We start from the raw sequence: 24,778 nt of genomic DNA, 5'->3' as shown, positions 1-24,778 counted from the left end.
TTCCACGGGCCGGCCAACACAATACCACATCAAGCGCACCGCAGAAGCACCCGCGTGCCGACATGGGCGTCGAGGCCGGATCGCGCGCTGCCCTCGCACCGGGAGACCTCCAGGTGCCCCCAGCTATTGATCAGGGCGAGGTAGTTGCCGGCGCCGGCCGAGGCGTAGTTGGGGGACAGGCCGCGGACCACACGGGCGCCGATGCGCACGGCTACTTGCGACGGATCGAAGGCCGCCAGGTCCTCGCGTCGTATGTTGGTGGTGAGGTTGCCGAAACCGTCGATGTAGATGACCTCGCCGGCGATGCCGCGGTCCTCCCGTTGCGGTTCGGGTACTTCCAGGCGCTTGAAGCTCTCGACGGCTTGCCCCAGCTTCTCCGGCGGCACCCCGGCGGAAAGATGGGCGGCGACGGGCGCGAAGACGTCCCTGCCGTGGAAGGTCGTGCTCGTGGGCCGCAGGTGGTAGTCCGGGTTGGACAGGTGAACCACCCGGATCAGCCGTTGCCGGCCCCCGGCGAGGCTCAAGAGCCCGTTGTCCGGGCCGACAAAGCGGGCACGGTCGGTCTCCACGAGAATGGGGCGCCGCGCACTGCCCACTCCCGGGTCCACCACCGCCACGTGAATGGTGCCGGGGGGAAAGAAGTCCACCGCGGCCGCCAGCGCCAGCGCGCCGCCCCTGACGTCCTGCGGCGCCACCCCGTGTGTCAGGTCCACGATCGCGGCCGCCGGGTCGATGCCGTGGATCACCCCTTTCATGATGCCCACGAAAGGGTCCCGGTAGCCGAAGTCGGTGGTGAGAGTGATGATTCGTGCGGCCGGCGCCATCCCGTCGGAGCCTCCCAGGGTGCTGTCCCGTTCAAGCACATGGTAAGATGTGCAGGAATTCCCGCCGCAGGCAAGGATACGAATCTCCTGGGAGTATCCTGCCTCGCGGAAAGTCCCGCAAGGAGGCCGCCATGATCGAGCTCTACACCAGCGCCACGCCCAACGGGCAGAAGATCCACATCATGCTCGAGGAGACGGGCCTGGACTACCGGCTTCACTGGGTGGACCTGCGCAAGGGCGAGCAGTTCGACCCGGATTTCCTCAGGATCAGCCCCAACAACAAGATTCCGGTGATCCTCGACCGGGACGGCCCGGGCGGCGAGCCCCTGTCGGTGTTCGAATCCGGCGCCATCCTGATCTATCTGGCCGAGAAGACCGGGAAGTTCCTGCCGGCGGAACCCCGCGCCCGCATCCAGGTGCTGGAATGGCTGATGTTCCAGGTGGGCGGCGTCGGCCCCATGCTCGGGCAGGCGCACCACTTCCGCGCCTACGCGCGCGAGAAGATCCCCTACGCCATCGACCGCTACACCAGCGAGGGCGCGCGCATCTACCGGGTGCTGGACAAGCGGCTCGCCGAGCACGAGTACCTGGCCGGCGACTACTCCATCGCCGACATGGCGGTGTTCCCGTGGATCCGGCTGCACGAGCGCCAGGGCCAGGACATGGCCGACCACCCGCACCTGACCCGCTGGTTCGACACCATCGCCGCCCGCCCGGCCGTGGCCAAGGACATGGAGAAGACCCGCGACGTGGTGGGCACCATCACCAACGAAATGTGGGACAACCTCTGGGGCAAGAAGCAGTTCGAGAAGCGGTGATTTCCGCCGCACCCCGAAACGTCATTTCCGCGAAAGCTTGCCCTCGACCCCGATCGGGGGCGGGAATCCAGGCGACACTACGAATCGCCGTCCACCGGGTAGCCCTTCTCGGTCCACCCCGGAAGCCCCTCGTAGAGCACGACCATGTTGCGGTAGTCCTGCTTGTAAAGAATCTTGTAGGCCAAACTGGCCAAGTGCCGCGGGCACGCTCAATAGAGGACGACGAGGCCCTCCCGAGGCACGAGGTCGGCGCCCCGATAGAATGTCCCCAGAGGGATGGAGCGCGCCCCCTTGATGTGGCCCATGGAGTAGTCGAGCGGTTGCCGCACGTCCACGAGGATCAGCGGCTTGCGGTCGAGGATGTGCTGGACCAGTTCCTCAACCCGGATATACCGGACCGCGATCTTGTCCGACGAATCCACCTTGGCGTACTCCGGGTACTTGCCGGGATCGCCCCAGGCCGGAGCCGCCGCCATGAAGAGCAGGGCCGCGAGGCCCATCCCGAAACGCCGCATCAGCCGCCCTCCTTTTGCGGGGTCTTGACCCCGGCGAAACCGCTCCGGTCCGCCAGCGCCGCCGGCGTCAGCACACCGACGTGACGCTGGCCCTTGATGGTCCACGTGGGATAGGAGCGCACACCCGCCGCCAGGCACGTCGACGCCGTCGGCCCGCTGCGTCCGGCGGGACTGCATTCGACGTAGGGAATGCGCTTGGCGGAAGCGCCGAACAGTTCCTTTTGGCTCTCGCAGGCCGGGCACCAGAACGCCCCGTACATCTTGGCCCCGACATCGTCGAGGTGGACGGCCAATCCCCGCAACCACGGGTCTTCGTTCGCCGACGCGTTCACCGTCACGCCCGAGTAGAAGACCAGGTGCACCGCCAGCACCCCCACCGCGGCGGCGCCGAAGCTCGCGCCGAGCCAGGGTCTCCAGGGCACGCGATGGCTGACCTGGCGGACCTGCGCGAGCGTCACGATGAAGATGACGGACAAGAGCGCCAGGGAGGTCAGGCAGTACTGGCACGCGGCCTCCAGCACGAACAGGGAGACGTACGTCAGGTACAGGCTGTAGGCCACGCCGAAGAGCGATACCGCGGCCAGGACCTTCCAGCGCCGGCTCCGGCGCTTGATGAGCGCCGCCCCCGCCAGCACCGCGTACACGAGAAACCCCCAGAGCGAGGTGGGCAGACCCAGCAGCTCCGACCAGCGGCTGTGGAGCACGATGTCGCAGTCGGCCCCGGCCTCGCAGAAAGCGGCCTCGCCGCCCGACCAGGCCGTGCCGGTCAGGTAACCCGCGAGCACCAGCCCCACCGCGGACAGCCCCAGCACCGGCCAGTTGGGGGTTGGCTGTGTCGGCGTTGCCGCGGCCTGCTGCTGCCGCGGTGCCCGCGGTCCTCGCGCCCCTCTTTTCCTGGATGCCTTGGCCACTGGATTACTCCCTCGGGATGGCCGGCAGGTCATGTCCAGCCGGCGGATTGAACTCTCGTGAGAATCTATCAACGCGGCGCCGGCAAAACAAGAAAGCGGCGCGGAAATGACGTACCGGGACGGCCGCGCTTACGCCTTCCCGGCCAGCAGGCCGCGGGCGTTCTCGCGCAGGCGTTTCAGCGCCTGGGGGTCGTTGCTGTCGTAGTAGCCGCGGATCTCGCCGTCGCGGTCCACCAGCACGAAGCGGGAGCTGTGGAACACGACCGGGTCGGGGGTGGCGCCGTCCACCGGGGCGGCGCTCAGGCGGAAGCCGTCCTGGACGATGCGGCGGATCTGCTCCACGTCGCCGGTGAGGAACAGCCAGCGGTCCGGGTCGGCTCCGTACCGGTCCGCGTACGCGGACAGCAGGGCCGTGGAATCGGTCAGCGGATCCACGGTGATGGACACCGAGCGGAGGTCGCCGTAGTCCTTCAGGTCGGCCTGCACCGCGGCCATGGAGCGGCTCTGCAGCGGACAGGTGTCCTGGCACGTGGTGTAGATGAAGTCCGCGATCCACACGCGGCCGCGCAGGTCGCCGGCCGATACGGGCCTGCCGCTGCGTTCCACCAGCGAGAAGTCCGGCGCCGGGCCGTAGCGCGCCAACTCCTGCAGGACGGGCTGGCGGGGTATCGCCGGAGTTGTACGAACCTGTTGGACGACGAGCCCCGCGAGGACGACGAACAGCACGGTGCCGACGGTCACCTGTATGGCGAAGCGCGGTTGCGTCATGGCGTGAACCCCGGCTATGCGGGCGGAATCCTCCGCAGCAGGCGGCCGTCTTCGTAAAGCTCGTAGCCCTTGATGAGCAGCTCGTAGCCGCGCCCGGGATGATCGCTCAAGTCGAGCAGATCCAGGTCCAGCACCACCACGGTGGTCACGCCCGGCTTCACCTCGAAACCGAGGCGGATCGGTTTCACCGCGTTCTTGACCGAGCCCGGCGAACCGGATTTCGCCAGAATGCCACGGATTTCCGCCACCTGGAGGTCGACGGCCGCGAAACGCCCCGGCGCAAGCGCGCCCCGGTACACCGTGGCGGCGGCCTTCCCGTCCTTGTACCGGGTCAGGTCCATGCGGTCCAGTTGCGGCGTCAGCTCGAGCCATCCCGGATCGGAGGAGCGCAGGCGGGCATTGGGCGCCAGCCGCAGCTTCCCCAAGCGCAGATTCACGCTGCGGAAGTCGTCGATGGCGTCGCGGTGGTCCTTGACCCGGACTTCCAGGGTGCCCTGCGCTTGCGCCTGCACCTGTTCCCGCGCGGCGGCCGTGCCGTTCTCGCCGGGGAACTTGTCGCTCGGGAAGAACTGGTAGGTCACGTGGAACTCATCGTGCGCGCGCGGCGTGTCCCAGTCCACGCGGAACACGAGCGGAAGCTCCGTTTCCCGCCCGGGTTCCAGGACCTGCCGCAGAAAGCAGAAACACTGGATGATGTCGAGGTACCTGGCGGCCGCCTCCTTCGGCGTGTCCACGTGGCGCGCCTTGGCCGTGACGGTCCGGTCCGACAGGTTGCGCGCGCGGTAGGCGGCGTGCAGGGTCTCCCCCGGCTGGGCCAGCACCATCTCCTGTACCGGCTCGAAGGCCCAGGGCAGCCCTTCCTTGACCTCGGCATGGAAGAACACCCGCACCGCGTCGCTCCAGTTGTGGAACACAGCCCAGCGGCCGTCCTCTTTCAGAAGCTCCAGCGACTCTTCCCCGGTGACGACGGGCAGGGTGCCGGCGCGCGCCATCCGGGCGACCGCGTCGAGGATTTGCCCGCGCTGTTCCGCCGTCAGGCGGTTCAGTTCGTCCGGGTCGAAACCGGCGAAGAGCTTCTCCAGCTCGGGGGAATTGGCGTCCGGGAGGCTTATTTCGAAACGGACCGTGGCGCTGTCGCCGCGGGTCTCCAGGGACAGGGGCCCCACCTCGATTTGCTGCGCCAGCCCGCGCGCCAACTCCGCGGCCGCGCCGGTGAAGGACGGGTTCTCGCGCAGGTAGTCCGCTTCGCTCTTGGCCTCCCGGTCGCGCTTCGAGACGTGCCGGTAAGCCTCGGCGTAGTCCTGGGCGTACACCGCCTTGAGGTAGCGCGACACCAGGTAGCGCGCCGCGCCGGCGTCCGCCTGAGCCGCGGTCGAGCTCGCCCAGAGCAACACCGCCACGGCGGTCACGGCCAAGCGGCCAATCCTGGTGCGGGGACACATCTTGTAGTTGCGGAAGTCCATAACCGGCTTGTTCGAACAGGTCCTACAATTAAAGCATGAACCGGCGATGAGTTCTGCCCCGGAGTGTCGTCCGGTCCTACCGGTTCCCGCGCAGCCAGCGCCGGCCGCCGACCAGGAAGAAGACCAGCGCGAAGGTGAGCACGATCATGGCCCCGGAGGAGATGTCGATGAAGTAGCTGAGGTACATGCCGGTCGCGGCGCACACCGCGCCGATGATCGGGGTGATGAGGAGCAGGGTCTGGAAGCGCTGGGTCAGGTAGCGGCCGATGACGGGCGGGATCACCACCGCCGCCGACACCAGCGTGACGCCCAGGATGCGGGTGGACGCCACCACCGTGACCGCCAGCAGCAGGATGAAGATCAGCTCGGTGCGGCCGGTGGAGATGCCGTACACCGGCGCCACCTCCGGGTCGAAGGTCGAGAACAGGAGCTCGTGGCGGATGACGATCATGACGAAGGCCACCGCCGCCGAGGTGAGGGCGATGACCCAGAGGTCCGTGGCGGTGATGCCCAGGAGGTTGCCGAACAGCGCGGCCTCGAAGTCCAGGGTGAAGCGCCGGTAGGTGGAAACCACGGCCACGCCCAGGGCGAAGCTCGACGTGGTCACCACGCCGATGGCGGCGTCCGCGCCCACCAGGCGGCGGTGGCTGATGAGGTGGATCAGCACCGCGCTCACCAGCGCCCACACGCCGGCGCCGATGAAGAAGTTGACCCCGACGATGGTGCTCAGCACCGCGCCGCCGAAGAGCGCGTGGGCGAGCCCGTGGCCGATGTAGCTCATGCGCCGGAGCACGACATAGACCCCGACGTAGCCGCACACCGCCCCGACGATGACCGAGGCGATCATGCCGTTGCGGAAGAATTCATACGCGAAGGGTTCGAGGAGCGTGTTCACGACCGGTCCTCGTGACCGCGGCGGAAGCCCGCCGGCGCGCGCTTGGACATGAACGCCCGGCGCGCGGGCCGCCGGTCGAGGCGCTTCGGCGAAGGACCCATGGAAGTGTCACCGCCCGTTGGGAGAATGGGGCCGCTCCCCCACCATGATCATGTCGCCGTGCTGGAGCACCACCATCTCGCCTTTGTAGGTCTCCCCCAGCACTTGGGGGTTGAAGACCGCCTGAGGGTCCCCCTCGGCGATGACGTGGCGGTTGAGGCACACCACCCACGGCAGGTGCGCCGCCACCCAGTTGAGGTCGTGGCTGGTGATGAGGATGGCCACGCCCGAGTGGTTGATTTCGTGGAGGAAATGGACCACTTCGTCGCGCGAGCGGATGTCCAGGCCCGAGGTGGGCTCGTCCAGCAGGATCAGCTCCGGCTCGCCCAGCAGCGCCCGGGCGATGAACGCCGCCTGCTGCTGCCCGCCGGAAAGCTCCCGGATCTGCCGCTGCCGCAGTTCCAGCAGGTTCAGCCGCTCCAGGATCTCGTGCGCCCGGTCGCGCTCCTCGGCGCGGGTGCCGCGGAACCAGCGCCTTTGCCGCGACAGTCCCAGCAGCACCACCTCCTCCACCGTGATGGGAAAGCTCAGGTCGATCTGCTCCAGTTGCGGCACGTAGCCCACGGCGCCAAGAGAAGAGCCGGCGGCCGTCGTCCCGTGGACCGTCACCCGCCCTTGCCGGGGCCGGATGTGCCCCAGGATGGTGCGCAAGAGCGTTGTCTTGCCGCCGCCGTTGGGCCCCACCACCGCCAGGAACTGCGCCGGCCACAGCTTCAGGTTCACGTCCGCGATCCCCAGCGTCTGCCGGTAGCCGCTGGACACGTCCACCAGCTCCACGATGGGCCGCCCCTGCTCGCTCCACTCACGCCCCTCCGCATGCCGGTGCCCGTGCAGCCGGCCGTGCACATGATGGACCCTGTCGGTGTGCTTTTCGGAAGTCATTGCTTCTCTGCCTGTCCAAGACTTCGCGAGTTTACGTTCAATGGACGTTGTCGTACCACCACGGTTCGATCGCAGCCTACCACCACCGTTCGTCCTGAGCGTAGCGAGGTCTGCCGAGCGAAGTCGAAGGACGCCATTTCAAAAAACGCCCCTCAAATCCTGTACAGCCGCTTCGGGTTCTCCGACAGGATCTTGCGCTTCGATTCGGCGGAGACGTCCTCGCGGGCGAAGAACGCCGGGAGGTCGCCGAAGAACTCGGCGCGCGGGCGCTCGTGCGGGTAGTCGGAGGGCCACACGAGCTTTTCGTCGCCGAGGAGCTGGATGAAGAAGGGCAGGGTCCGTTCCTCGATCTCGAAGGAGAAGTAGACGTTGGGGTCCATCAGGTACTCGCTGGGCTTGCGCTTGAGGTCGCCGGCGCCCTTGCGCTCGAACTGCTCGTCGAGCACGTCCATCAGGTAGGGCACCCAGCCGCAGCCGGCCTCCAGGTAGGCCACCCGCAGGTTCGGGTAGCGGTCGAACACACCCTGGGAGATCATGCTGGTGGCGTGGCTCATGAGCGGCACCACGTGCTTGAGGGAGCGGACCTCGCGGTAGGTGCGCAGCGGGTCGGCGAAGTTGTGTGCGCCCACGAAGCCGCCGTGGATCGCCACCATGGTGTCCAGCTCGTTGGCGGTGGCGAAGATGGGATCGAACTCCGGGTTGCCGTAGGCCATGAGCGGCGACGAGATGGACGGCAGGATGGCGCCGACGAAGCCCAACTCGCCCACGCAGCGGCGCAGCTCGGTGACGCAGGCGCCGACGTCGTGCACCGGCAGCAACGCGACTCCCAGCAGGCGCTCGCTCTGCCGCATGAACTTGTCGTGGAGCCAGTCGTTGTACGCCCGCGCGAGGTCCACCGACCACTCCACCCGGCGCACCATGCCCACGGCCGCGGCGTTGCTCGGGTAGAGCACGGTGGCGCTGATGCCGGCCTCGTCCAGGAAGCTCAGCCACATGGCCGCGTCCGGCACGTCCTGCTTGTGCGGGTCCACCACGCCGAAGGCCCAGGCGTCCTGGGGAAACAGCGAGTAATCGCGGTTCCCCGGAATACGCCGGAACCGCTCCGGCAGGTACTGGGCCATCTCCTTGTCCGGCTCCACCACATGCCCGTCGCCGTCGATGATGGGGTAGTCTACGTTGATCATGGGATTCGTTCCTTTCTTTCCAGGAAGGATGGCGCCCTTCGACTTCGCTACGCTACGCTCAGGGCGAACGGGTTGAAAGGGGCTCCTGCAACCGTTTGAGCTGCGCCTTCGAAATCAGGACAGGCTTGGTGAAGCAACTTCGGTTGTCCTGGTGTTGCAGATAATGTCAACCCCGTTCGTCCTGAGCGTAGCGTAGCGAAGTCGAAGGACGCCATTTTTCTACCGGTAGCGCGCGTGATGCCCGGCCACCGGCGCCGGGTCGACGGCGTCGAGGGCGGCGGCGGTGCCGCCCAGGGCGGTGACGATGGTGCGGATGTTGGACAGCATCATGCCGGTGTACGAGTGGACGGCTTCGCCGGGCTCACCGGGGAGGTCGTCGTCCCGCAGGCTGTCGATGAACCGGGTCTCCGCCTCCCGGGCGATCTGCTGGAGCACCGGGCTCGGGAACACCTCGGAGCCGAACACCGCGGGCACCCGCTCCGTGTTCAGTTGGTCGATGAGCCGGGCCACCTCGCGCGGGCTCGGCTCGGCGAAGCTCGAGGGCTGCACCGCGCCGATGACCGTGAAGCCGTAGCGCTTGGCGAAGTAGGGCCAGGAGTCGTGGTAGGTGAGGAGCCGGCGGTTGCGCTCCGGCACGGTGGCCACGGCTGCTGCGATGGCCTTGTCGAGGGCATCGAGCTGGGCCAGGTAGCGCTCCGCGTTGGCCTCGTACACCGCGCGGCCCGCCGGGTCGGCCGCGATCAGGGCGTCGCGTACTAGGCGTGCGTAAGTCATCACGTGCGCGGGGTCGGGCCACAGGTGCGGGTTGGGATGGCCCTGATCCTTGGGGAAGCTGAAGTCGAAGACGTAGTCCTTCTCGGCCAGGGTGCGGTCGGCCAGCATCAGGATGGGCGTGTCCGCGCGCTTGTTGGCGCGCGCCAGCTTCAGCGTGGGGATCTCCAGGTAGAGGCCGTTCAGGATGATGAGGTCCGCCCGCGCCATGATGCGGGCGTCGGACGGCACCGGCCGGAACGTGTGGGAGTTCACCCCTTCGGGGACGATGCCGGTGACCTCGGCCCGATCCCCGGCGACGTTCTCGACGATGCTGGTGATGGGCGCCACGGTGGTGACCACGCGCGGGGAGGCGGCGTGGAGCGCGGCGGGGAGCGCCAGCAGCATGGCGACGAGCAACGCGTGGAAAGGCCTCGGGACGAAGCGGGCACGACGGAACAAAAGACGGGACTGCCGCAGAGACAACATCATTCATACTCCTTCCATCCGCGCCGGCTCGGCGGCGCTGACGAGTTGGGTCATGACCAGGTTGGCGTAGAGGCCGTTGGCGCGCAGCAGGTCGTCGTGGGTGCCCTGCTCGGCGATGGCGCCGGAGTCGAGCACGACGATGCGGTCGGCGTCGCGGATGGTGGACAGGCGGTGGGCGATGACGAGGGTGGTGCGGCCCTGCACCAGCTCGGCGAGCGCCTGCTGGATCAGCTCCTCGTTGATGGCGTCGAGGTGCGACGTGGCCTCGTCCAGGACCAGCACCGGGGCGTCCTTGAGCAGCGCCCGGGCGATGGCGATGCGCTGCCGCTGGCCGCCGGAGAGCTGCACGCCGCGCTCGCCCACCACGGTGTCGTAGCCCTCGGGCAGGCGCGCGATGAAGTTGTGGATGTGGGCCAGGCGCGCGGCCTCTTCCACCTGCTCCTGGGAGGCCTCCGGCGCCCCCAGCCGCAGGTTGTCGCGTAGCGAGGTGTTGAAGAGATAGGTGTCCTGGGACACCAGGGAGACCTGCGCCCGCAGGTGATCCAGGGTGAAGTCCCGCAGGTCCCGGTCGGCCAGCCTCACGGTGCCGCCGGCCGGGTCCCAGAAGCGCAGCAGCAGGTGCGCGCAGGTGCTCTTGCCCGCGCCGGACGGCCCCACCAGCGCCATGGTCTGGCCCGGCTCCACGTCCAGGCACACGTCCCGCAGCGCCAGGCCGTTGCCGGCGTCGTAGCCGAAGTTCACATGGTCGAAACGGATGGCCGGCGGCGTGTGGCCGTTGGCCGCGAGCACGGGCACGCCGGCGCCGTCCCGCACCGGCACCGGCTCGTCCTTCACCGCGAACACGCGCCGCCCGGACTCCAGCGTCTCCATCAGCTCCTTGAACGTGCGCGCGATGTCGGTGATGGGGCCGAAGGCCAGGAGCGCCAGCACGCTGGCCAGCGGCAGCAGCGCCCGCTCCATCTGGAGCTGGCCCACCAGGTACACGCCGGTGCCAAGCACGGCCAGGGCGCCGATGCCGGTCACCGCCTCGTTCAGGCTCGCCTGCACCGCCTGGTCCCGGTGGAACGCGAGCTGCGCCCGGGCGAGCTTCAGGCTGTTGGCCAGCACCGACGCGAGCTGGCGCTTCTCGTGGCCGAAGGCGACGATCTCGCGCATGCCCTGGATGCTGTCCACCAGGTGGGCGTTGAGCTGTCCCAGCTCCCGGCGCACCGCGCCCCCCAGCTTGTCCGAGCGCTTCTGCGCCATGAACGGCGACAGCGCCAGCAGCACCAGGAAGGGCGCCAGCGCCAGCATCAGCGGCCACGCCACCAGGCCCAGCACGGTGAGGATGCCCACGGGTACCACCACGGCGATGAAGGCCGGGGAGATGGTGTGGGCGAAGAACAGTTCCACGGTCTCCACGTCGCCGCCGGCGATGCTCACCAGGTCGCCGGAGCGGCGCCGCGACAGGTACGCGGGCGCCAGCGGGTCCAGGGTGTCGTAGAAGTCGATGCGCATCTCGGCCAGGAGCTGGTAGGCGAGGTCGTGGGGCAGCCAGCAGTCGGCCCAGGACAGCACCGACGCCAGCGTCACCACCGCCCCCAGCACGACCAGGTGGAAGACGATGCTCTCGCCCGCGATGAGCTGCCCCACCAGCAGCGCGCTGGCCGCGCCCGCGCCGACCACCGACGCCTGGAACAGCACCCCGGCCGAGAACGACACCGCCACCTTGCGCAGCAACGGGCGCACCAGCGCCCCCAGCCTGCGCAGCACGGTGAAGGCGGAAAGCGGCGCCGCGGCGCGCGCGTCCCCGGACACCGGGACGGCGGCGGGCTCGGTTTCCACCGTGTCCGGCTCCTCGGCCGACGTCTCCTGCTCCTCCAGCGCCTCGGCGCCGCCCGCGTGGGCCTGGGCCGCCATGAGCCGGGCGTAGGTGCCGCCGCCCGCCAAGAGCTCCGCGTGGCCGCCGGTCTCCGCCACCTGCCCGCGTTCCAGCACCAGGATGCGGTCGGCGTGGATGACGCTCGACAGGCGGTGCGCGATGATCAGCGTGGTGCGCCCCTCCATGAGCTTGCGCAGGGCCTCGTTGATCACCGCCTCGCTCTGGGCGTCCACGCTGGACAACGCCTCGTCGAGCACCAGGATGGGCGCGTCCTTGAGGATCGCCCGGGCGATGGCGATGCGCTGGCGCTCGCCGCCGGACAGGCGCGCGCCGCGCTCGCCCACCACGGTGTCGTAGCCCTGGGGCAGCCCCGCGATGAAGTCGTGGATGTTGGCCGCGCGCGCCGCCGCCTCGATCTCTTCCGGCGTCGCCTCCGGCCGGGCCATGCGCAGATTGTCGGCGATGGTGCCGTAGAAGAGGTACATGTCCTGGGCCACCACGGCGATGTGCCGGCGCAGCACGGGCAGCGGGACGGCGCGGATGTCGCGCCCGCCCAGGAGCACGCGCCCCTCCTGCGGGTCGCCGAAGCGCAGCATCAGGTTCACCAAGGTGGACTTCCCGGCGCCGCTGGGGCCCACCACGCCGAGCTTCTCGCCGGGGCGGAGATCGAATGAGACGCCCCGGAGCGCGGGCCGGGCGCCTTCCCGGTACGCGAAGTGGACGTCCTCGAAGCGGACCTCGGGAGAGAAGGCCGTCTCGGTGGCGGCCTCGGCGGGCTCGGGCGCGCGCACCGTCACCGGCGCCTCCAGCAGCTTGAAGATGCCTTCGGCCGAGGCCATGGCGTCGATGCCCTGGTGGTAAAGGACCATCAGCTCGCGCATGGGGCGGAAGATCTCCGCGCCCATCAGCAGGATGACGATGAGCGAGCGCAGCTCCAGCTCGCCCGCGCTCACCTTGAGCGCGCCCCAGCCCAGGGCGCAGGCGGTGCCGCCGAGGATGCCGAAGGTGGTGATGCCCACGGACACCATGTTGACCGCCAGCACCCCCATGGTGGTGCGGTAGAGGTGGCGCGCGCGCTCGGCGAGGCGCGCGCCCTGGGCGCGGCTCCGGCCGAAGATCTTGAGGGTGGCGATGCCCTGGATGCTGTCCAGGAAGTCGGCGCTGAAGGCGCCGTAGGACGCGCGCCGGCGCCGGCTGGTCTCTTCGTTGTAGACCATGAACAGCGGCGTGGTCACCAGCGTGATCAGCGCGAAGACCACGAAGATGATCCCGATGACCACGTCGAAGGAGGCCATGAGGAAGAAGATCAGCACCGGCGCCACCGCGGCCACCACCATCTGCGGCAGGAACTGGCCGTAGAAGACCTGGAGCCGCTCCACCCCTTCGCCCAGGGACAGCAGCACGTCGCCGGTGCGCTCCTGGTTGAAGTGGCCGGGTCCCAAGTCGAGGGCGTGCCCGTAGAGCTTGCCGTGGAGCGTGTTCTTGACCCGCGCCGCCGTTTCCTGGCTCACCACGTCGCGCAGGTACTGGAACACCGCGCGCAGCGCGATGAAGCCGGCCACGGCCCCGAGGTAGGGGATCAACGACGAGAACGGCCGCCCGGTGAGCACGCCGGCGATGACCAGCCCGGAGAACGCCAGCCGCGAGATGCCCGCGGCCACGGCGCACAGGCCGAGCACGACGGCGGCGGCGATGCGCACGCGCACGCCGCGGGTGTGGGTCAGCAGTCGCCGGTCGAGGTACATGAGGACATTCGTCTCCGTCTGTTCCAGGAAATTAGAAGGTCGCCGCCGGGAATACAAGCCAGCCGGGCCAACACCAAGGCCCACCCGCGCATGGCCGTCGTGATGGCGTGACCACCCTGGCGTTTATAGGCAAAAGAAAAAATTAGGTCAAACAAACTTTTGCTATTGCACTAAAGAGATATTTGGAGTATGGAGGCCGGAAATATATCGCGAAGGGAGACCTAATCAATGGCAGGAAGACAGTTGGCGAACAGGATGCTGGTGTCCTTGGCGGCCATCGTCGGCCTCTCCATGGGTGTCGCGGGGACCGCCGTCGCGGACGGCGAGGTCAACATCTACTCCTACCGGCAGCCGTTCCTGATCAAGCCGATGCTGAACGCCTTCACCCAACAGACCGGCATCAAGACCAACGTCGTGTTCGCGCCCAAGGGAATGATCGAACGCCTCAAGCGCGAGGGCCGGAACAGCCCCGCCGACATGATCCTGACCGTGGACATCGGGCGGATCAACGACGCCGTGGAAGCGGACGTCCTGCAGCCGGTGAAGTCGAAGAAGCTCATGGCGAACATTCCGTCGCACGACCGGGACCCGTCGGGCCTGTGGTACGCCCTCACGAGGCGCGCCCGCGTCGTCTACGCCTCCAGGGAACGCGTGAAGCCCGGCGACCTTTCCACCTACGAGGCCCTGGTCGATCCCAAGTGGAAGGGCCGCATCTGCATCCGTTCGTCGCAGCACGTCTACAACGTGGCCCTGCTCGCGTCCCTCGTGGCGCACCACGGCGAGGCCAAGGCCGAGGAATGGGCTCGGGGACTGAAGGCCAACCTGGCGCGCAAGCCTCAGGGAAATGACCGCGCGCAGGTCAAGGCGGTCTTCGCGGGCGAATGCGACCTGGCCCTCGGCAACACCTACTACATGGGCAAGATGCTCACCAACGAGAAGCAGATCGCGTGGGCCGAGTCCGTGTTCGTCTTCTTCCCCAACCAGAAGGGCCGCGGCGCCCACATGAACATCAGCGGCGCCGGCGTCACCAGGCACGCGCAGCGGAAGGACAACGCCGTCAAGCTGCTGGAATTCCTGAGCGACGACCTGGCCCAGAAGATGTACGCGGAGCAGAACTTCGAGTATCCGGTCAAGCCCGGCGTGCCCTGGTCCGGCCTTGTGGAATCGTGGGGCAGGTTCAAGGCTGACGACATCGACATGACCAAGGTCGCCAGGAACCGCGCGACCGCCATCCGAATCTTCGACCGCGTGGGGATACCGTAGAGATGTGTTTCCCGCTAAAGTGAGCGGTGAACCCCATTTGCGGAGGAGGAAAACACATGAAAGGCGACCCCAGGGTCCTCAAGGCGCTCAACGACGTTCTGCGGAAAGAGCTCACCGGGATCAACCAATACTTCATGCATTCGCGCATGTGCCGGAACTGGGGCTACCAGGTCCTGGACCAAGTCATTTTCAAGGAATCCATCGAGGAGATGGAGCACGCGGACCGGATCATCAACCGCATCCTGATCCTGGACGGGGTTCCCAACGTTGCCGGTTACGACAAGATCATGGTGGGGAAAACCGTCAAGGAGCAGTTCGAGAACGACCACGGCCTGGAAGTGGAAGCCATCAAGGTGCTGCAGGAGAGCATCGCGACATGCCAGGAACAGGCGGACCACGTGAGTCGCGAGCTGCTGGAGCAGATTCTCGCGGACGAGGAAAATCACGCCGACTGGATCGAAGCGCAACTCCGCCTGATGGAGGAGGTCGGCCAGGAGAACTACCTGGCGCAACAGATCTACAGTACCGGTGGCGCCGGAGACGCGGCCTGAGGACGAGGCCGCGCAACAGTTCTCCCGTCGCACGGTTGAGGTTATCGTGGCTGAAAAGCGCTCGGAAGCGACCGAAGACTATCTCAAGGCTATCTACAGCTTGGCGGAGGAGAACGACCAGGTCATCGCCGCGCGGGTGGCGGAAGACATCGGCGTAACGCCTTCGACCATGTTCAGCGCCCTGCGGCGGCTCGAGAAGGAAGAGTTCGTGCGCGTGGAGCGGCGCAAGAACATCTACCTGACCCCCAAGGGCCGGGATGTGGCCGAGGCCATCCTGCGCCGGCACTTCCTCACCGAGCGGCTCCTCACCGACCTGCTGGGCCTCGACTGGGTCACGGCCCACCAGGAGGCGCACCACCTGGAGCACGCCATCTCGCCGGTGGTGGAGGAGCGCCTGGCCGCCATCCTCGACAATCCTTCCACCTGCCCCCACGGCAACCCCATACCCGTAAAGGGAGAGGCTTCGCCGCGCCGGCAGTGGATCACCCTCAACACGGCGGAAGCGGGCACCGAGGTCATCTTCCGCTGCATCACAGAGACCGGAGAGCGCGACGAGCGGCTGCTCTCGTTCCTGTACGACCACAACGTCCGCCCCGGCGCCACCATCGGCATCCTCGACGTCGCCCCGTCTCTCGGCACCATCAGCCTGCGGGTGGGCAAGGACGAGGTGGTCCTCGGGCTTGAGGCCGCCAAGAAGATTTACGTGCAGTGACCGGAGTTGGTTGCCAGGTGGGACGGCCAAGTCACCGAGGGTCTGTACCCAAGCGCCGGAACCGACTGGACGACTGACATGGCTTGATTTGCACCTGACGAGTGTTCTCACGGCGTGGCGGCGGCGGCCGTGGCCACGCCGGCGGCGACTACGGCCATCCAGCATAGCCGCCGGAGGCCGATGCGGTCCCCCAGCCAGATCCGCGCGGCGACGGCGGTGACGGCGGCGAAGCAGGAGAAGCCGATGGCGGCGCCGACGCGTTCGCCGCCGGCGGAGCCGGTCAGGAACAGGCCCAGGGCCCCCGTTTCCAGGACCGCCTGCAACAATACGAGGGGCCACGTCGTGCCGCGCGGCCAGGCCAGCGGACCTTGTCGCCGTTGGAGGGCCATGAAGCCCAGCGAGCCCGCCAGAGCGAAGGCGCGGTTCAGGTAGACCGCCGGGACCGGGCCGAGCGCGGTGCCGGCCTCCTGTGCGAGGAACATGCGCAGCGCCACCGTCACGGCGGCGCCGAGTCCCAGGAGCGCGGTCACGCGCAGCCAGGCGCGGTCGTAGTGCTCCTTCCCCGGCCGCTCGGGCTGGGCCAGCATCGCCACTCCGCCGAAGACCGTCAACGCCGCGACCCCGTGCAGCCAGTGATACGGATGGCCGGCCAGCACGTTCAACGCCACGAGCATCACCGTGAAGCTCGACGTGGCGGGGGAGGCCACCGTCACCGGACCCCGCACCAGCGCGCGGAACAGCAGGGCCAGCACCGCGACGTTCAGCAGGCCGGACACAACCGAGGCGCCCCAGCCCCAGGCGTTCCATGCCGGCCAGCCGCCGCTCGCCGCGAACCAGATCGTCATGACGGCGAACGGAACGATCATGATGAGCGCGATGAGCACGGACAGGGAGACGCGGCTCGCCGTCACCCGCGCCACGCAATCGGAAACGCCGATCAGCCCGGCGCCGCACAACCCCCAGACCAGTCCGCTCATGACGGTCCCCGGCTTCCGGCTTCCATGCCTTATCTGCTCCTTTCCACGTTCCCTCAGACCTTTCAGACTCTCCGGCCGGTGGCAACCGCGGACTCGAAATGTCCCCGAGACTATGGTACGGCTCAAAGAAGGAAAGTGCCCGTCCCGCAACGGTGTTCGCCGACCGGGAATGGGCGCGGTACAGGCCTTTTGAAGCGGGTCATAACGGGCGGGAAGGGAGAACTGAATGCAACCGGTAACCGACATGCGGAGCTACATCGAGCGGCTGGACGCCATGGGCGAGATCAAGCACATCGAGGGGGCGGACCTCGACACGGACGTGGGGGCGCTCACCGAGCACATGGGCGACATCGAGTCGCAGGCGCTGCTGTTCGACGGGTTCGCGGGGTTTCCCAAGGGCTTTCGCATCATCTCCAACCTGTTCCGCACCTGCCCGCGCTCGGCGGTGGCCATGGGCCTGCCGACGGACGTCAAGGGGGTGGACTTCCTCCACGCCTGGCGCCAGCGCAGCCTGGAATTTCAGCCGATGCCCTACGAGCAGGTGGAAGGCGGGCCGGTGTTCGACAACCAGATGGAAGAGGACGACGTGGACCTGACCCGGTTCCCCACTCCCATGTGGCACGACCTCGACGGCGGCCGCTACATCGGCACCGGGTGCGGCGTCATCACCAAGGACCCGGAGTCGGGCGGCATCAACATCGGCACCTACCGGGTGATGATCCAGGAAAAGAACAAGGTCTCGGTCAAGATGAACAAGGGCAAGCACGGGCGCCTGGCCATGGAGCGCGCCCACGCCCGCGGCGAGTCGCTGCCCGTGGCCATCACCCTCGGGCAGGAGCCCAGCGTGATGCTGTCGTCGCAGATGCCGCTGCCGCCGTCGGTGAACGAGTACGAGTTCGCCGGCTGGATGCAGGGCAGCCCCATCCCGGTGGTGCGGGGCGCCGTCACCGGCCTCCCCATCCCCGCCAACGGCGAGGTGGTGCTGGAAGGCGAGATCCCGCCGCTGCCGCCGGAGGAGTTGCCCAAGGAGGGCCCCTTCGGCGAGTGGCCGGGCTACTACACCGAGGCCACCGAGGGCGACGTGCCGCTCATGACCGTCAAGCGGGTCTACTACCGGAACGACCCCATCATCCTGGGCGCGCCGCCGGTGCGGCCGCCCAACAGCTATCTGCCGATTCCGCTGGGCGCCATCACCCTCTGGGAACAGCTCGAGAAGGCCGGCATCCCCGACGTGAAGGGGGTCTGGGGCTTCGTCTACGGCGGGCAGCCGGGACCGTTCACGGTCATCTCCATCAAGCAGCGCTACACCGGCCACGCCAAGCAGGCGCTGCTGGTGGCCGCCGGCGCGCGCGCCGGCGCCTACGGCGGCAAGATGGTGGTGGTGGTGGACGACGACGTGGACATCACCAACCCCGGCGAGGTCATCTGGGCCCTTTCCACCCGCTGCGACCCGCGCGAGGGCATCGACATCGTCAAGAACGTGTGGGCCTCGGTGTGCGAGCCCGTGATCTCCCCCATGGACCGGGACACCAAGGGCTACGTCACCGACCGCGTGCTCATCGACGCCTGCCGCCCGTACCAGTGGATCGACCGCTTCCCGCCGGTGAACGCGTTCGAGCCGCAGTACAAGCAGGACATCGCCAAGAAGTGGGGCGTATGAACGCGATTCTCTGCAGGACGTTGACGGCCGCGGCGTTGGGGCTGGCGGTCCTGCTGGCGCCGGGCGCGGAGGCGCCCGCGCACAAGTCCGTCCTCAAGGTCGAGTTCGCGGAGCGGCGCGAGTTCAACGTTCTCATCGAGGACTTCGCGCTCACCGACCAGGACGGCAAGCGCGTGCGGTTCGGCAAGCTCCGCGGCAAGCCGGTGGTCATCAACTTCATGTACACGTCGTGCCCGGACGTGTGCCCGCTGCTGACCGCGAGCCTCAAGATCCTGCGCGACCACATGAAGCCGGCGGAGGCCCGGGACATCCGTTTCCTGTCCATCACCACCGACCCCGAGGTGGATACGCCCGAGGTGCTCAAGGCCTACAGCCGGCGGCACAAGGCGGACGTTCCCAACTGGTCGTGGCTCACGGGCGATGACCGGGAGCTGGCGCCGGTGTGGCAGGGCTTCGGCGTGAGCGTGGAGCGCATCGCCAAGGGGCTCATCGAACACACCACGCTGACGGTGGTGGCGGACGCCAAGGGGTTCATGCGCTTCGCCTACTTCGGCTCCGCGCCGGACCCGGACATGCTGCTCAAGGACCTGCGGGCGCTGGCAACATCAACAAGTTAGCACAATCGGGTCATTCGCAATGGCGCCCTTCGACTTCGCTCAGCTATGCTTCGCTACGCTCAGGGCGAACGGAGAAAAGGCCGCACAACCGTTCGCCCTGAGCGTAGCGGAGCGCCAGCGAAGCGAAGTCGAAGGGCTTGGCCGGGCCTGCTCGAAGGCCGGGTCTGCCGGAGACTGAGTCGTGGAATCGTTGTTGAACGCCATCGTCTGGGAGACCGTGGGGGTCTTTTACGAGGCCTCGGTGTACCTCCTCATCGGGTTCTTCGTCGCGGGGCTGCTCCACGTGTACCTGCCGGCGGATCTCATCGCCCGCCACCTGGGCCGGAACGACACGCGCTCGGTGGGTCTGGCGGCGCTGTTCGGCGCGCCGATTCCCCTGTGCTCGTGCGGGGTCCTGCCGGCGGCGGCCTCGCTGAAAAGGCAGGGCGCCGGCCGGGCACCGCTGGTGTCGTTCCTGATCTCGACTCCCGAGACCGGAGTGGACTCGGTGGCGCTGACCTACGGACTCATGGGTCCGGTCATGGCCGTGGTCCGTCCCGTGGTGGCGGTGGTGACGGCGCTCGTGGCCGGCATCGCTTCCATCGGTGTCCGCGAGGATGAGACGGCGCCGGGCGCTTCGGCGGAGGCCGCCAGCGCCGACGCGTGCGCGGACCCCGCCTGCGATGACGCGGGTGCGACGGGCGCGGATCAGGACACGTGCGACGACACCTGCGCGCCGGGCGCGGCGCCGCCTTCACAGGGGCATCGCTTCTTTCATTCGCTGGAGTACGGCTTCACGTCGGTGCTGGACGACATCGCGCTGTCGCTGGTCGTCGGCATGCTGCTGACCGGGGTTCTCGCGGGCCTTCTGCCCGACAACTTCTTTGACGAGGTGCTCGGCTGGGGCTCGGGGATCATGCCCATGCTGGCCATGATCGTGCTCGGCCTGCCGTTGTACCTCTGCGCCGCCGCCTCCACCCCCGTTGCCGCCGCGCTCATGGTCAAGGGGCTCTCTCCGGGAGCGGCGCTCGTGTTCCTGCTGGTGGGGCCGGCCACCAACCTCGCCACCATGGCCGTGGTGGGGCGGCTCCTGGGGCGCCGTCTTCTCGGCGTCTACCTCGGCGCCATCATCCTCGTGAGCCTGATGGCCGGCCTCCTGGTGGACGCCACCCTGGCGGACTCCATCCAGGTGGCCTCCTTCGGCGACCTGGGGCGGGACAGCGACGCGGTCTTCGTCCTCAAGGCCATGTCGGCCGTGGGGCTGGTCCTGCTGTTGCTGCGGAGCTTCGTGCGCAAGGGCTATCGCACGGTCTGGCGCGACGCCGCGGAACAGCTTCTCCAGACCGGCCGGGCGCTCAAGGCCTTCCGCCCCGGCAACCTGCTGCGCGGCCCCGTGCTCGCGGCCGCCGTGGCCATCGGGGCGGTGGCGTCCATTCCCGCGTTCACGCTCGTCGTCGAACCCGGCCAGCGCGGCATCATCCAGCGCTTCGGCCGGGTGGTGGCCGCGGACCTCGATCCCGGCCTGTACTTCCATCTGCCGGCGCCCTTCGGCCGCGGGACCGCGGTGGACGTGGCGCTGGTCCGGCAGGTGAGCGTGGGCTTCCGCGGCCCCGTCAACGGTGCAAGACGGGTCGTCGACGAACAGGCCTTCTACCTCACGGCGGACGCCAACGTCATCGACATCCGCGCGGTGGTGCAGTACCGCGTGCGCGACCCGGCGGTGTACGCCCTGGGCGTCGAGGAGACCCCCGCGGTGGTCCTGGGGCTGGCCCGGCGCGAGTTGGTGGCCCTGCTGAGCCGCAAGCCCATCGACCGGATCTACACCGTGGACCGGCGCGGCACGGAACGGGAGCTGCGGGACCGCCTGGCCCGGCGCCTGGCGTCCCTGGGCCTCGGCAGCGAGATCCTGGACGTGCGGCTCCTGGACGTGCACGCGCCCGGACGGGTCCACGACGCCTTCCGCGACGTGGCCAGCGCGCTGGAGGACCGCCAGCGCGACGTCCACGTGGCCACGGGGGCGGCGACCCAGTCCACCACCGCGGCCACGGGCGAGGCGGAACGCATCACGCAGCGGGCCGAGGGCCGCGCCGTGCGCGAGACGCGCCGGGCCGAGGGCCGCTCCGCCGCGTTCCGGGATACCGCGGCGGTGCACCAGGCGAGCCCCGGGGTCACCGAAGCCCGCCTCTACCTGGAAACCCTCGAGCGGTCGCTGGAGCTGCCCCGGAAATACATCTACATGCCCGAGGCGGGCGGGGGCGGCGACGTGGACCTCTGGGTCGGCGCGCCGTCCGCGGACTTCCTGAACCTGGGGGCGCCCGTGCCGCCCGGCGGGAATCGGTAGGAGTCTGTCGGATTTGGTTTGGCGTCCTTCGACTTCGCTTCGCTACGCTCAGGACGAACGGTGACAAGTTTATGATTCCACCAATATACTTTTCCGTTCGTCCTGAGCGTAGCGAAGCGAAGTCGAAGGACGCCATTCAGTGCAGCGTTTCACCGAAACGCGAGAGGAATCGACCATGACCAGACGCGTCCTCGCGGTCCTCGTCCTGACGTTGGCCGTCTTCGCCGCCGCCACCTCGTTCGTGGTGGTGGACGAGAAGAGCCACGCGGTCATCACCCAGTTCGGCAAGCCGGTCTCCGTGCTGAGCGAAGCCGGCCTCTACCTCAAGCTGCCGGTGCCGGTTCAGCGGGCCAACCTGCTGGACAAGCGCATCCTCATCACCAACACGCGGGAGACGGAGCTGTTGACCGCGGACAAGAAGAACGTGCTGGTGTCCACCTACATCTCCTGGAAGATCGCCGACCCGGTGCGCTACCTGGCGGCGCTGCGCACCCGGGATTTCGCGGAGAACCGGCTCGCCGCGCTGGTGCAGTCCGAGCTGGGCAGCGCGCTGGGCGGCCGGCCCTTCGGCACGATCCTGGGAACTTCCGGCAACGGCGCCAGCCTCGCCGAGCTGGAAGGTTCGGTGGAGCGGGCGGTGGCCGGGGTGGCGCGGGAGGACCTCGGCATCGAGGTGGTGAGCCTGGGGGTGACGCGCCTCATCTTCCCGCAACAGAACCTCGACAGCGTGTTCGCGCGCATGCGCGCCGAGCGCGCGCGCATCGCCCGCGGGTTTCGCTCGGAGGGGCGGGCCGAGGCGCAGAAGATCGCCGCCCGCGCCGAAAAGGAACGCGCGCGCATCATCGCCGAGGCCGAGGCCAAGGCCGCCGTGCTGCGCGGCCGCGGCGAGGCCGAGGCGGCGCGCATCTACGCGGAAGCCTACCAGGGGCACGCGGAGTTCTATCGTTTCCTGCGTACGCTGGAAGCCTACAAGAAGGTGCTGAACGAGAAGACCACCCTGGTCCTGCCCGCGGATTCGCCGTTCCTGGAGATCCTGACCTCCAGGATTCCGGGCGCCGGGGCGCGGGACGGCGATGCGCCCGCGGCCGAGAAGCGAGTGCCGGACGCGGCGGGCAAGGATCCCCGTGTCGCGGCGCCGGTGCCAAGCCAGGAAAACACCGGCTCATGACCCGAAGCACACGAAACCGGACGCTTCTCGGCGGCGCTCTCCTGCTCGCCGGCTGGCTCGCCCTCGGGATCTACAACGTCGAATCCGACGAGAGCGCGGTGGCTTACGTCCTCGGCAAGGCCGTGGGCCGCGACGTGCTTCCGGGCATCCATTGGAACCCGCCGTGGCCGCTCGGGCAGGTGGTGGTGGCGCGGACGGCCACGAACTTCCTGATACCGGTGGAACACCGGGAGCCGACAGGCAACGTCACGGGCGCGTCCGAGTCCCTCTGGCTGCTGGGCGACACCAACGTCATCGTCGGCCGGCTGGGCATCCAGTACAGCATCGGCAGCCTGACGCGCTTCGAGGTGTCGCACGAGGACCCGCGGGAGCTGCTGCGCCGGGCCGGGCGCCGGATCGTGACCCGGTTCCTCGCCGGCGAGAGCGTGGACGCGGCCCTCACCACCCGGCGGAACGAGCTCCTGGACACGGTGCAGCGGCGGGTGCAAGCGATACTCGATGATCACGGTTCGGGAATCGAGATCCAGTCGGTGAACGTCGAGGCGCTGGCGCCGCCGGAGCAGGGCGGCGTGCGGCAGGCCTTCCAGGAGGTGCAGAGCGCGCTGGCGGACAAGGAGCGGGTGGTGGACGAGGCGCGCGCCGACCGCGCCCAGATCCTCGCGGAAGCCGAGGGAGAGGCGGAGCATCGCGTGACCCAGGCCGAGGCCGCGCGCCATCGGCGCGTGGAGATCGCCAAGGGCGAAGGGGAGCGTTTCCTCCGCCTCGCGCGGGAGCACCGCAAGACCCCCGGGCTCACCGAGGAACGGCTCTATCTGGAAACCATCGAGGAGATCCTGCCGCGCATGGACACCTACGTGGTCCAGGCCGGCCCGGACGGAAAGGTCAACCTGCGCGTGGTGCGGTGAGAACGAAATGTTCCGGCGCAGCGCTTGACAAAAGGGAAATCCATGAGAATATCTTCTCAATTGCCTTTTGATCAGGAGGATCGTGCCATGAGGAGAACTGTGAGTCTGTTCCTTGCCATTCTTGCGGGCTGTTGGATCGGCGCGGTTGCGGTCCCGGCGAGCGGCGAGCCGTTGAACGTCGTCACCAGCGTGATCCCGGTGGCGTATATCGTCGAAGAGTTGGGTGGCGAGCGGGTCACGGTACATGCGCTGGTGCCGCCCGGGGCGAGCCCCCATACGTTCGAGCCGGTGCCGAGCGACCTGCGAACGCTTGCCGGGGCGCGCGTTTTCGTCGCCATCGGAGGAGGCTTTGACGGATGGTCCGACAGGCTGCTCGGAGCCGCTCCGAAGGGAATCGAAGCCATGCACCTGATCGAGGCGCCGAACCTGAACCCCGTGGAAGGAGAGGACGATCATCACGGCGAGGAGACCGCAAAGGAAGAGGATCACCACGGTGAGGAAAAGGTAGCCAAGAAGGAAGAGGATCACCACGGCGAGGAGAAGGTAGCCAAGAAGGAAGAAGATCACCACGGTGAGGAGAAGGTAGCCAAGAAGGAAGAAGATCACCACGGTGAGGAGAAGGTAGCCGCAAAGGAAGAGGATCACCACGGTGAGGAGGAGTTCAACCCGCATTTCTGGCTGGACCCGATCCGCGTGAGAGACGCACTCGTGCCGGTGCTGGTACAGGGGCTGATGGCGGCGGATCCGGCCGGCAAGGATCACTACGAGAAGCGCCGGAAGGACTTTCACCAGCGGTTGACGGCACTGGACCAGGAGATCAGAACGGAGCTCGGCAAGGCGAAGACGCGCAAGTACATCGCCTTTCACGCGGCGTGGCCCTACTTCGCCGAACGCTACGGCCTTGAGAAGGTGGCGGTGGTGCAGGAGTTCGGCGGCGAGGAGCCGACTCCCAGGGAAGTCGCCACCTTGGTGCGGGATGCCCGCGCGGCGGGTGTCGGGGCCATCCTCGTGGAGCCGCAACTGAATCCCCGAGTGGCGCAGACCATCGCCGCGGAGTTCGGCGCCGGAACGGTGGTGGTGGATCCGGTGGGCGACCCGGGCGATCCGGCGCGCGACAGCTACGAGGATCTGATGCGGTTCAATGCCCGCGCCTTCGGACAGGCACTGCAAGGGAAACGCAATTGAACCACGACAAGGTGGTAGTCGGCCTGAGCGGCGTGACGGTGGAGCTCGATGGCCGTTGCGTGCTGCACGACATCAACTTCGACGTGCACGCGGGCGGGTTCGTGGGCATCGTCGGACCCAACGGAGCCGGCAAGACGACGCTGATGCGCACGATCATGGGGCTCATGCCGGTGGTGAGCGGCCGGGTGGAGGTGTTCGGCTCCCCGCCCGGCGGGA

22 protein-coding genes are annotated in these 24,778 nt (G+C 68.2%); 11 read left to right on the top strand and 11 right to left on the bottom strand.

Annotated features, from left to right (window positions below; genetic code table 11):
* Positions 1–29: 29 nt before the first annotated feature.
* Positions 30–824 (bottom strand): SAM-dependent chlorinase/fluorinase, encoded by a 795-nt coding sequence (locus tag OXU42_12370; protein ID MDE0030183.1) that lies wholly within the window; start codon positions 822–824, stop codon positions 30–32.
* A 131-nt stretch (positions 825–955) separates the two neighbouring features.
* Between OXU42_12370 and OXU42_12365 the strand changes: the two genes are divergently transcribed.
* Positions 956–1,642: a glutathione S-transferase N-terminal domain-containing protein gene (locus tag OXU42_12365; GenBank protein MDE0030182.1), complete on the top strand. Its 687-nt coding sequence runs from the start codon at positions 956–958 to the stop codon at positions 1,640–1,642.
* Between the two features lie 209 nt (positions 1,643–1,851).
* Here OXU42_12365 and OXU42_12360 read toward each other — a convergent pair whose 3' ends face one another.
* The 9 genes from OXU42_12360 to OXU42_12320 all read right to left on the bottom strand — a co-directional run bounded on the left by OXU42_12360 (position 1,852) and on the right by OXU42_12320 (position 13,204).
* Entirely contained in the window at positions 1,852–2,157 is a 306-nt protein-coding gene (locus OXU42_12360; GenBank protein ID MDE0030181.1) for a rhodanese-like domain-containing protein, read from the bottom strand.
* The gene (locus tag OXU42_12355; GenBank protein ID MDE0030180.1) at positions 2,157–3,068 is read right to left on the bottom strand and encodes a vitamin K epoxide reductase family protein; all 912 of its coding nucleotides are present in this window, start codon (positions 3,066–3,068) and stop codon (positions 2,157–2,159) included. Before OXU42_12355 ends, OXU42_12360 begins: the two co-directional genes overlap by 1 nt.
* A 129-nt stretch (positions 3,069–3,197) precedes the next feature.
* Positions 3,198–3,836, bottom strand: coding sequence for an SCO family protein (locus OXU42_12350; protein ID MDE0030179.1), 639 nt, complete (start codon positions 3,834–3,836; stop codon positions 3,198–3,200).
* Between the two features lie 14 nt (positions 3,837–3,850).
* Entirely contained in the window at positions 3,851–5,245 is a 1,395-nt protein-coding gene (locus OXU42_12345; protein MDE0030178.1) for a cytochrome c oxidase assembly protein, read from the bottom strand.
* A 130-nt stretch (positions 5,246–5,375) separates the two neighbouring features.
* Positions 5,376–6,194 (bottom strand): metal ABC transporter permease, encoded by an 819-nt coding sequence (locus OXU42_12340; protein MDE0030177.1) that lies wholly within the window; start codon positions 6,192–6,194, stop codon positions 5,376–5,378.
* A gap of 108 nt (positions 6,195–6,302) precedes the next feature.
* Positions 6,303–7,175 carry a metal ABC transporter ATP-binding protein gene (locus tag OXU42_12335; GenBank protein MDE0030176.1) on the bottom strand — a complete coding sequence of 291 codons (873 nt, stop codon included), beginning with the start codon at positions 7,173–7,175 and terminating at the stop codon, positions 6,303–6,305.
* A 152-nt stretch (positions 7,176–7,327) separates the two neighbouring features.
* Positions 7,328–8,359: an amidohydrolase family protein gene (locus tag OXU42_12330; GenBank protein ID MDE0030175.1), complete on the bottom strand. Its 1,032-nt coding sequence runs from the start codon at positions 8,357–8,359 to the stop codon at positions 7,328–7,330.
* Positions 8,360–8,578: 219 nt separating this feature from the next.
* Positions 8,579–9,601 (bottom strand): metal ABC transporter substrate-binding protein, encoded by a 1,023-nt coding sequence (locus OXU42_12325; protein ID MDE0030174.1) that lies wholly within the window; start codon positions 9,599–9,601, stop codon positions 8,579–8,581.
* A complete protein-coding gene (locus tag OXU42_12320; GenBank protein MDE0030173.1) occupies positions 9,602–13,204 on the bottom strand; it encodes an ABC transporter ATP-binding protein in 3,603 nt (1,200 codons plus the stop codon). It lies immediately after the preceding gene.
* A gap of 255 nt (positions 13,205–13,459) precedes the next feature.
* Here OXU42_12320 and OXU42_12315 point away from each other — a divergent pair, with 255 nt between their 5' ends.
* Genes OXU42_12315 through OXU42_12305 form a run of 3 tightly spaced genes read left to right on the top strand, consistent with a single transcriptional unit; the run spans position 13,460 to position 15,730 of the window.
* Positions 13,460–14,467, top strand: coding sequence for a Fe(3+) ABC transporter substrate-binding protein (locus OXU42_12315; protein MDE0030172.1), 1,008 nt, complete (start codon positions 13,460–13,462; stop codon positions 14,465–14,467).
* Between the two features lie 56 nt (positions 14,468–14,523).
* The gene (bfr, locus tag OXU42_12310) at positions 14,524–15,018 is read left to right on the top strand and encodes a bacterioferritin (protein MDE0030171.1); all 495 of its coding nucleotides are present in this window, start codon (positions 14,524–14,526) and stop codon (positions 15,016–15,018) included.
* 46 nt (positions 15,019–15,064) lie between these two features.
* Entirely contained in the window at positions 15,065–15,730 is a 666-nt protein-coding gene (locus OXU42_12305) for a metal-dependent transcriptional regulator (GenBank protein MDE0030170.1), read from the top strand.
* Between the two features lie 107 nt (positions 15,731–15,837).
* Here OXU42_12305 and OXU42_12300 read toward each other — a convergent pair whose 3' ends face one another.
* Entirely contained in the window at positions 15,838–16,707 is an 870-nt protein-coding gene (locus tag OXU42_12300; protein ID MDE0030169.1) for a hypothetical protein, read from the bottom strand.
* Positions 16,708–16,933: 226 nt separating this feature from the next.
* On the opposite strand from OXU42_12300, the gene OXU42_12295 reads away from it, so the two are divergent.
* From OXU42_12295 to OXU42_12265, 7 genes are all read left to right on the top strand, one after another.
* The gene (locus OXU42_12295) at positions 16,934–18,367 is read left to right on the top strand and encodes a UbiD family decarboxylase (GenBank protein ID MDE0030168.1); all 1,434 of its coding nucleotides are present in this window, start codon (positions 16,934–16,936) and stop codon (positions 18,365–18,367) included.
* Positions 18,364–18,984: an SCO family protein gene (locus OXU42_12290; protein MDE0030167.1), complete on the top strand. Its 621-nt coding sequence runs from the start codon at positions 18,364–18,366 to the stop codon at positions 18,982–18,984. The genes OXU42_12295 and OXU42_12290 overlap by 4 nt, the downstream gene beginning before the upstream one ends.
* A gap of 181 nt (positions 18,985–19,165) precedes the next feature.
* A complete protein-coding gene (locus tag OXU42_12285; protein ID MDE0030166.1) occupies positions 19,166–21,304 on the top strand; it encodes an SO_0444 family Cu/Zn efflux transporter in 2,139 nt (712 codons plus the stop codon).
* Positions 21,305–21,479: 175 nt separating this feature from the next.
* The gene (locus OXU42_12280) at positions 21,480–22,472 is read left to right on the top strand and encodes a protease modulator HflC (GenBank protein ID MDE0030165.1); all 993 of its coding nucleotides are present in this window, start codon (positions 21,480–21,482) and stop codon (positions 22,470–22,472) included.
* On the top strand, positions 22,469–23,377 hold the full coding sequence (locus OXU42_12275; protein ID MDE0030164.1) for a protease modulator HflK: 909 nt from the start codon (positions 22,469–22,471) through the stop codon (positions 23,375–23,377). The genes OXU42_12280 and OXU42_12275 overlap by 4 nt, the downstream gene beginning before the upstream one ends.
* An 87-nt stretch (positions 23,378–23,464) precedes the next feature.
* A complete protein-coding gene (locus tag OXU42_12270; protein ID MDE0030163.1) occupies positions 23,465–24,562 on the top strand; it encodes a zinc ABC transporter substrate-binding protein in 1,098 nt (365 codons plus the stop codon).
* A gap of 59 nt (positions 24,563–24,621) precedes the next feature.
* Positions 24,622–24,778 (top strand): ATP-binding cassette domain-containing protein (locus OXU42_12265; GenBank protein MDE0030162.1); only part of this gene is annotated, 157 nt, incomplete at its 3' end.

This window comes from Deltaproteobacteria bacterium (assembly GCA_028818775.1).
Taxonomy (GTDB): Bacteria; Desulfobacterota; Binatia; order UBA9968; family JAJDTQ01; genus JAJDTQ01.
The sequence above is the reverse complement of the archived record's forward strand: the minus strand, read 5'-3'. Positions and strand labels throughout refer to the sequence as shown.

Coding starts and splice junctions, on each gene's coding strand:
- OXU42_12350 (MDE0030179.1), bottom strand. CDS start 3,836: ATGACGCAACCGCGCTTCGCCATACAGGTGACCGTCGGCACCGTGCTG.
- OXU42_12275 (MDE0030164.1), top strand. CDS start 22,469: ATGACCCGAAGCACACGAAACCGGACGCTTCTCGGCGGCGCTCTCCTG.
- OXU42_12270 (MDE0030163.1), top strand. CDS start 23,465: ATGAGGAGAACTGTGAGTCTGTTCCTTGCCATTCTTGCGGGCTGTTGG.
- OXU42_12315 (MDE0030172.1), top strand. CDS start 13,460: ATGCTGGTGTCCTTGGCGGCCATCGTCGGCCTCTCCATGGGTGTCGCG.
- OXU42_12335 (MDE0030176.1), bottom strand. CDS start 7,175: ATGACTTCCGAAAAGCACACCGACAGGGTCCATCATGTGCACGGCCGG.
- bfr (MDE0030171.1), top strand. CDS start 14,524: ATGAAAGGCGACCCCAGGGTCCTCAAGGCGCTCAACGACGTTCTGCGG.
- OXU42_12365 (MDE0030182.1), top strand. CDS start 956: ATGATCGAGCTCTACACCAGCGCCACGCCCAACGGGCAGAAGATCCAC.
- OXU42_12330 (MDE0030175.1), bottom strand. CDS start 8,359: ATGATCAACGTAGACTACCCCATCATCGACGGCGACGGGCATGTGGTG.
- OXU42_12280 (MDE0030165.1), top strand. CDS start 21,480: ATGACCAGACGCGTCCTCGCGGTCCTCGTCCTGACGTTGGCCGTCTTC.
- OXU42_12360 (MDE0030181.1), bottom strand. CDS start 2,157: ATGCGGCGTTTCGGGATGGGCCTCGCGGCCCTGCTCTTCATGGCGGCG.
- OXU42_12320 (MDE0030173.1), bottom strand. CDS start 13,204: ATGTACCTCGACCGGCGACTGCTGACCCACACCCGCGGCGTGCGCGTG.
- OXU42_12300 (MDE0030169.1), bottom strand. CDS start 16,707: ATGAGCGGACTGGTCTGGGGGTTGTGCGGCGCCGGGCTGATCGGCGTT.
- OXU42_12370 (MDE0030183.1), bottom strand. CDS start 824: ATGGCGCCGGCCGCACGAATCATCACTCTCACCACCGACTTCGGCTAC.
- OXU42_12290 (MDE0030167.1), top strand. CDS start 18,364: ATGAACGCGATTCTCTGCAGGACGTTGACGGCCGCGGCGTTGGGGCTG.
- OXU42_12325 (MDE0030174.1), bottom strand. CDS start 9,601: ATGATGTTGTCTCTGCGGCAGTCCCGTCTTTTGTTCCGTCGTGCCCGC.
- OXU42_12295 (MDE0030168.1), top strand. CDS start 16,934: ATGCAACCGGTAACCGACATGCGGAGCTACATCGAGCGGCTGGACGCC.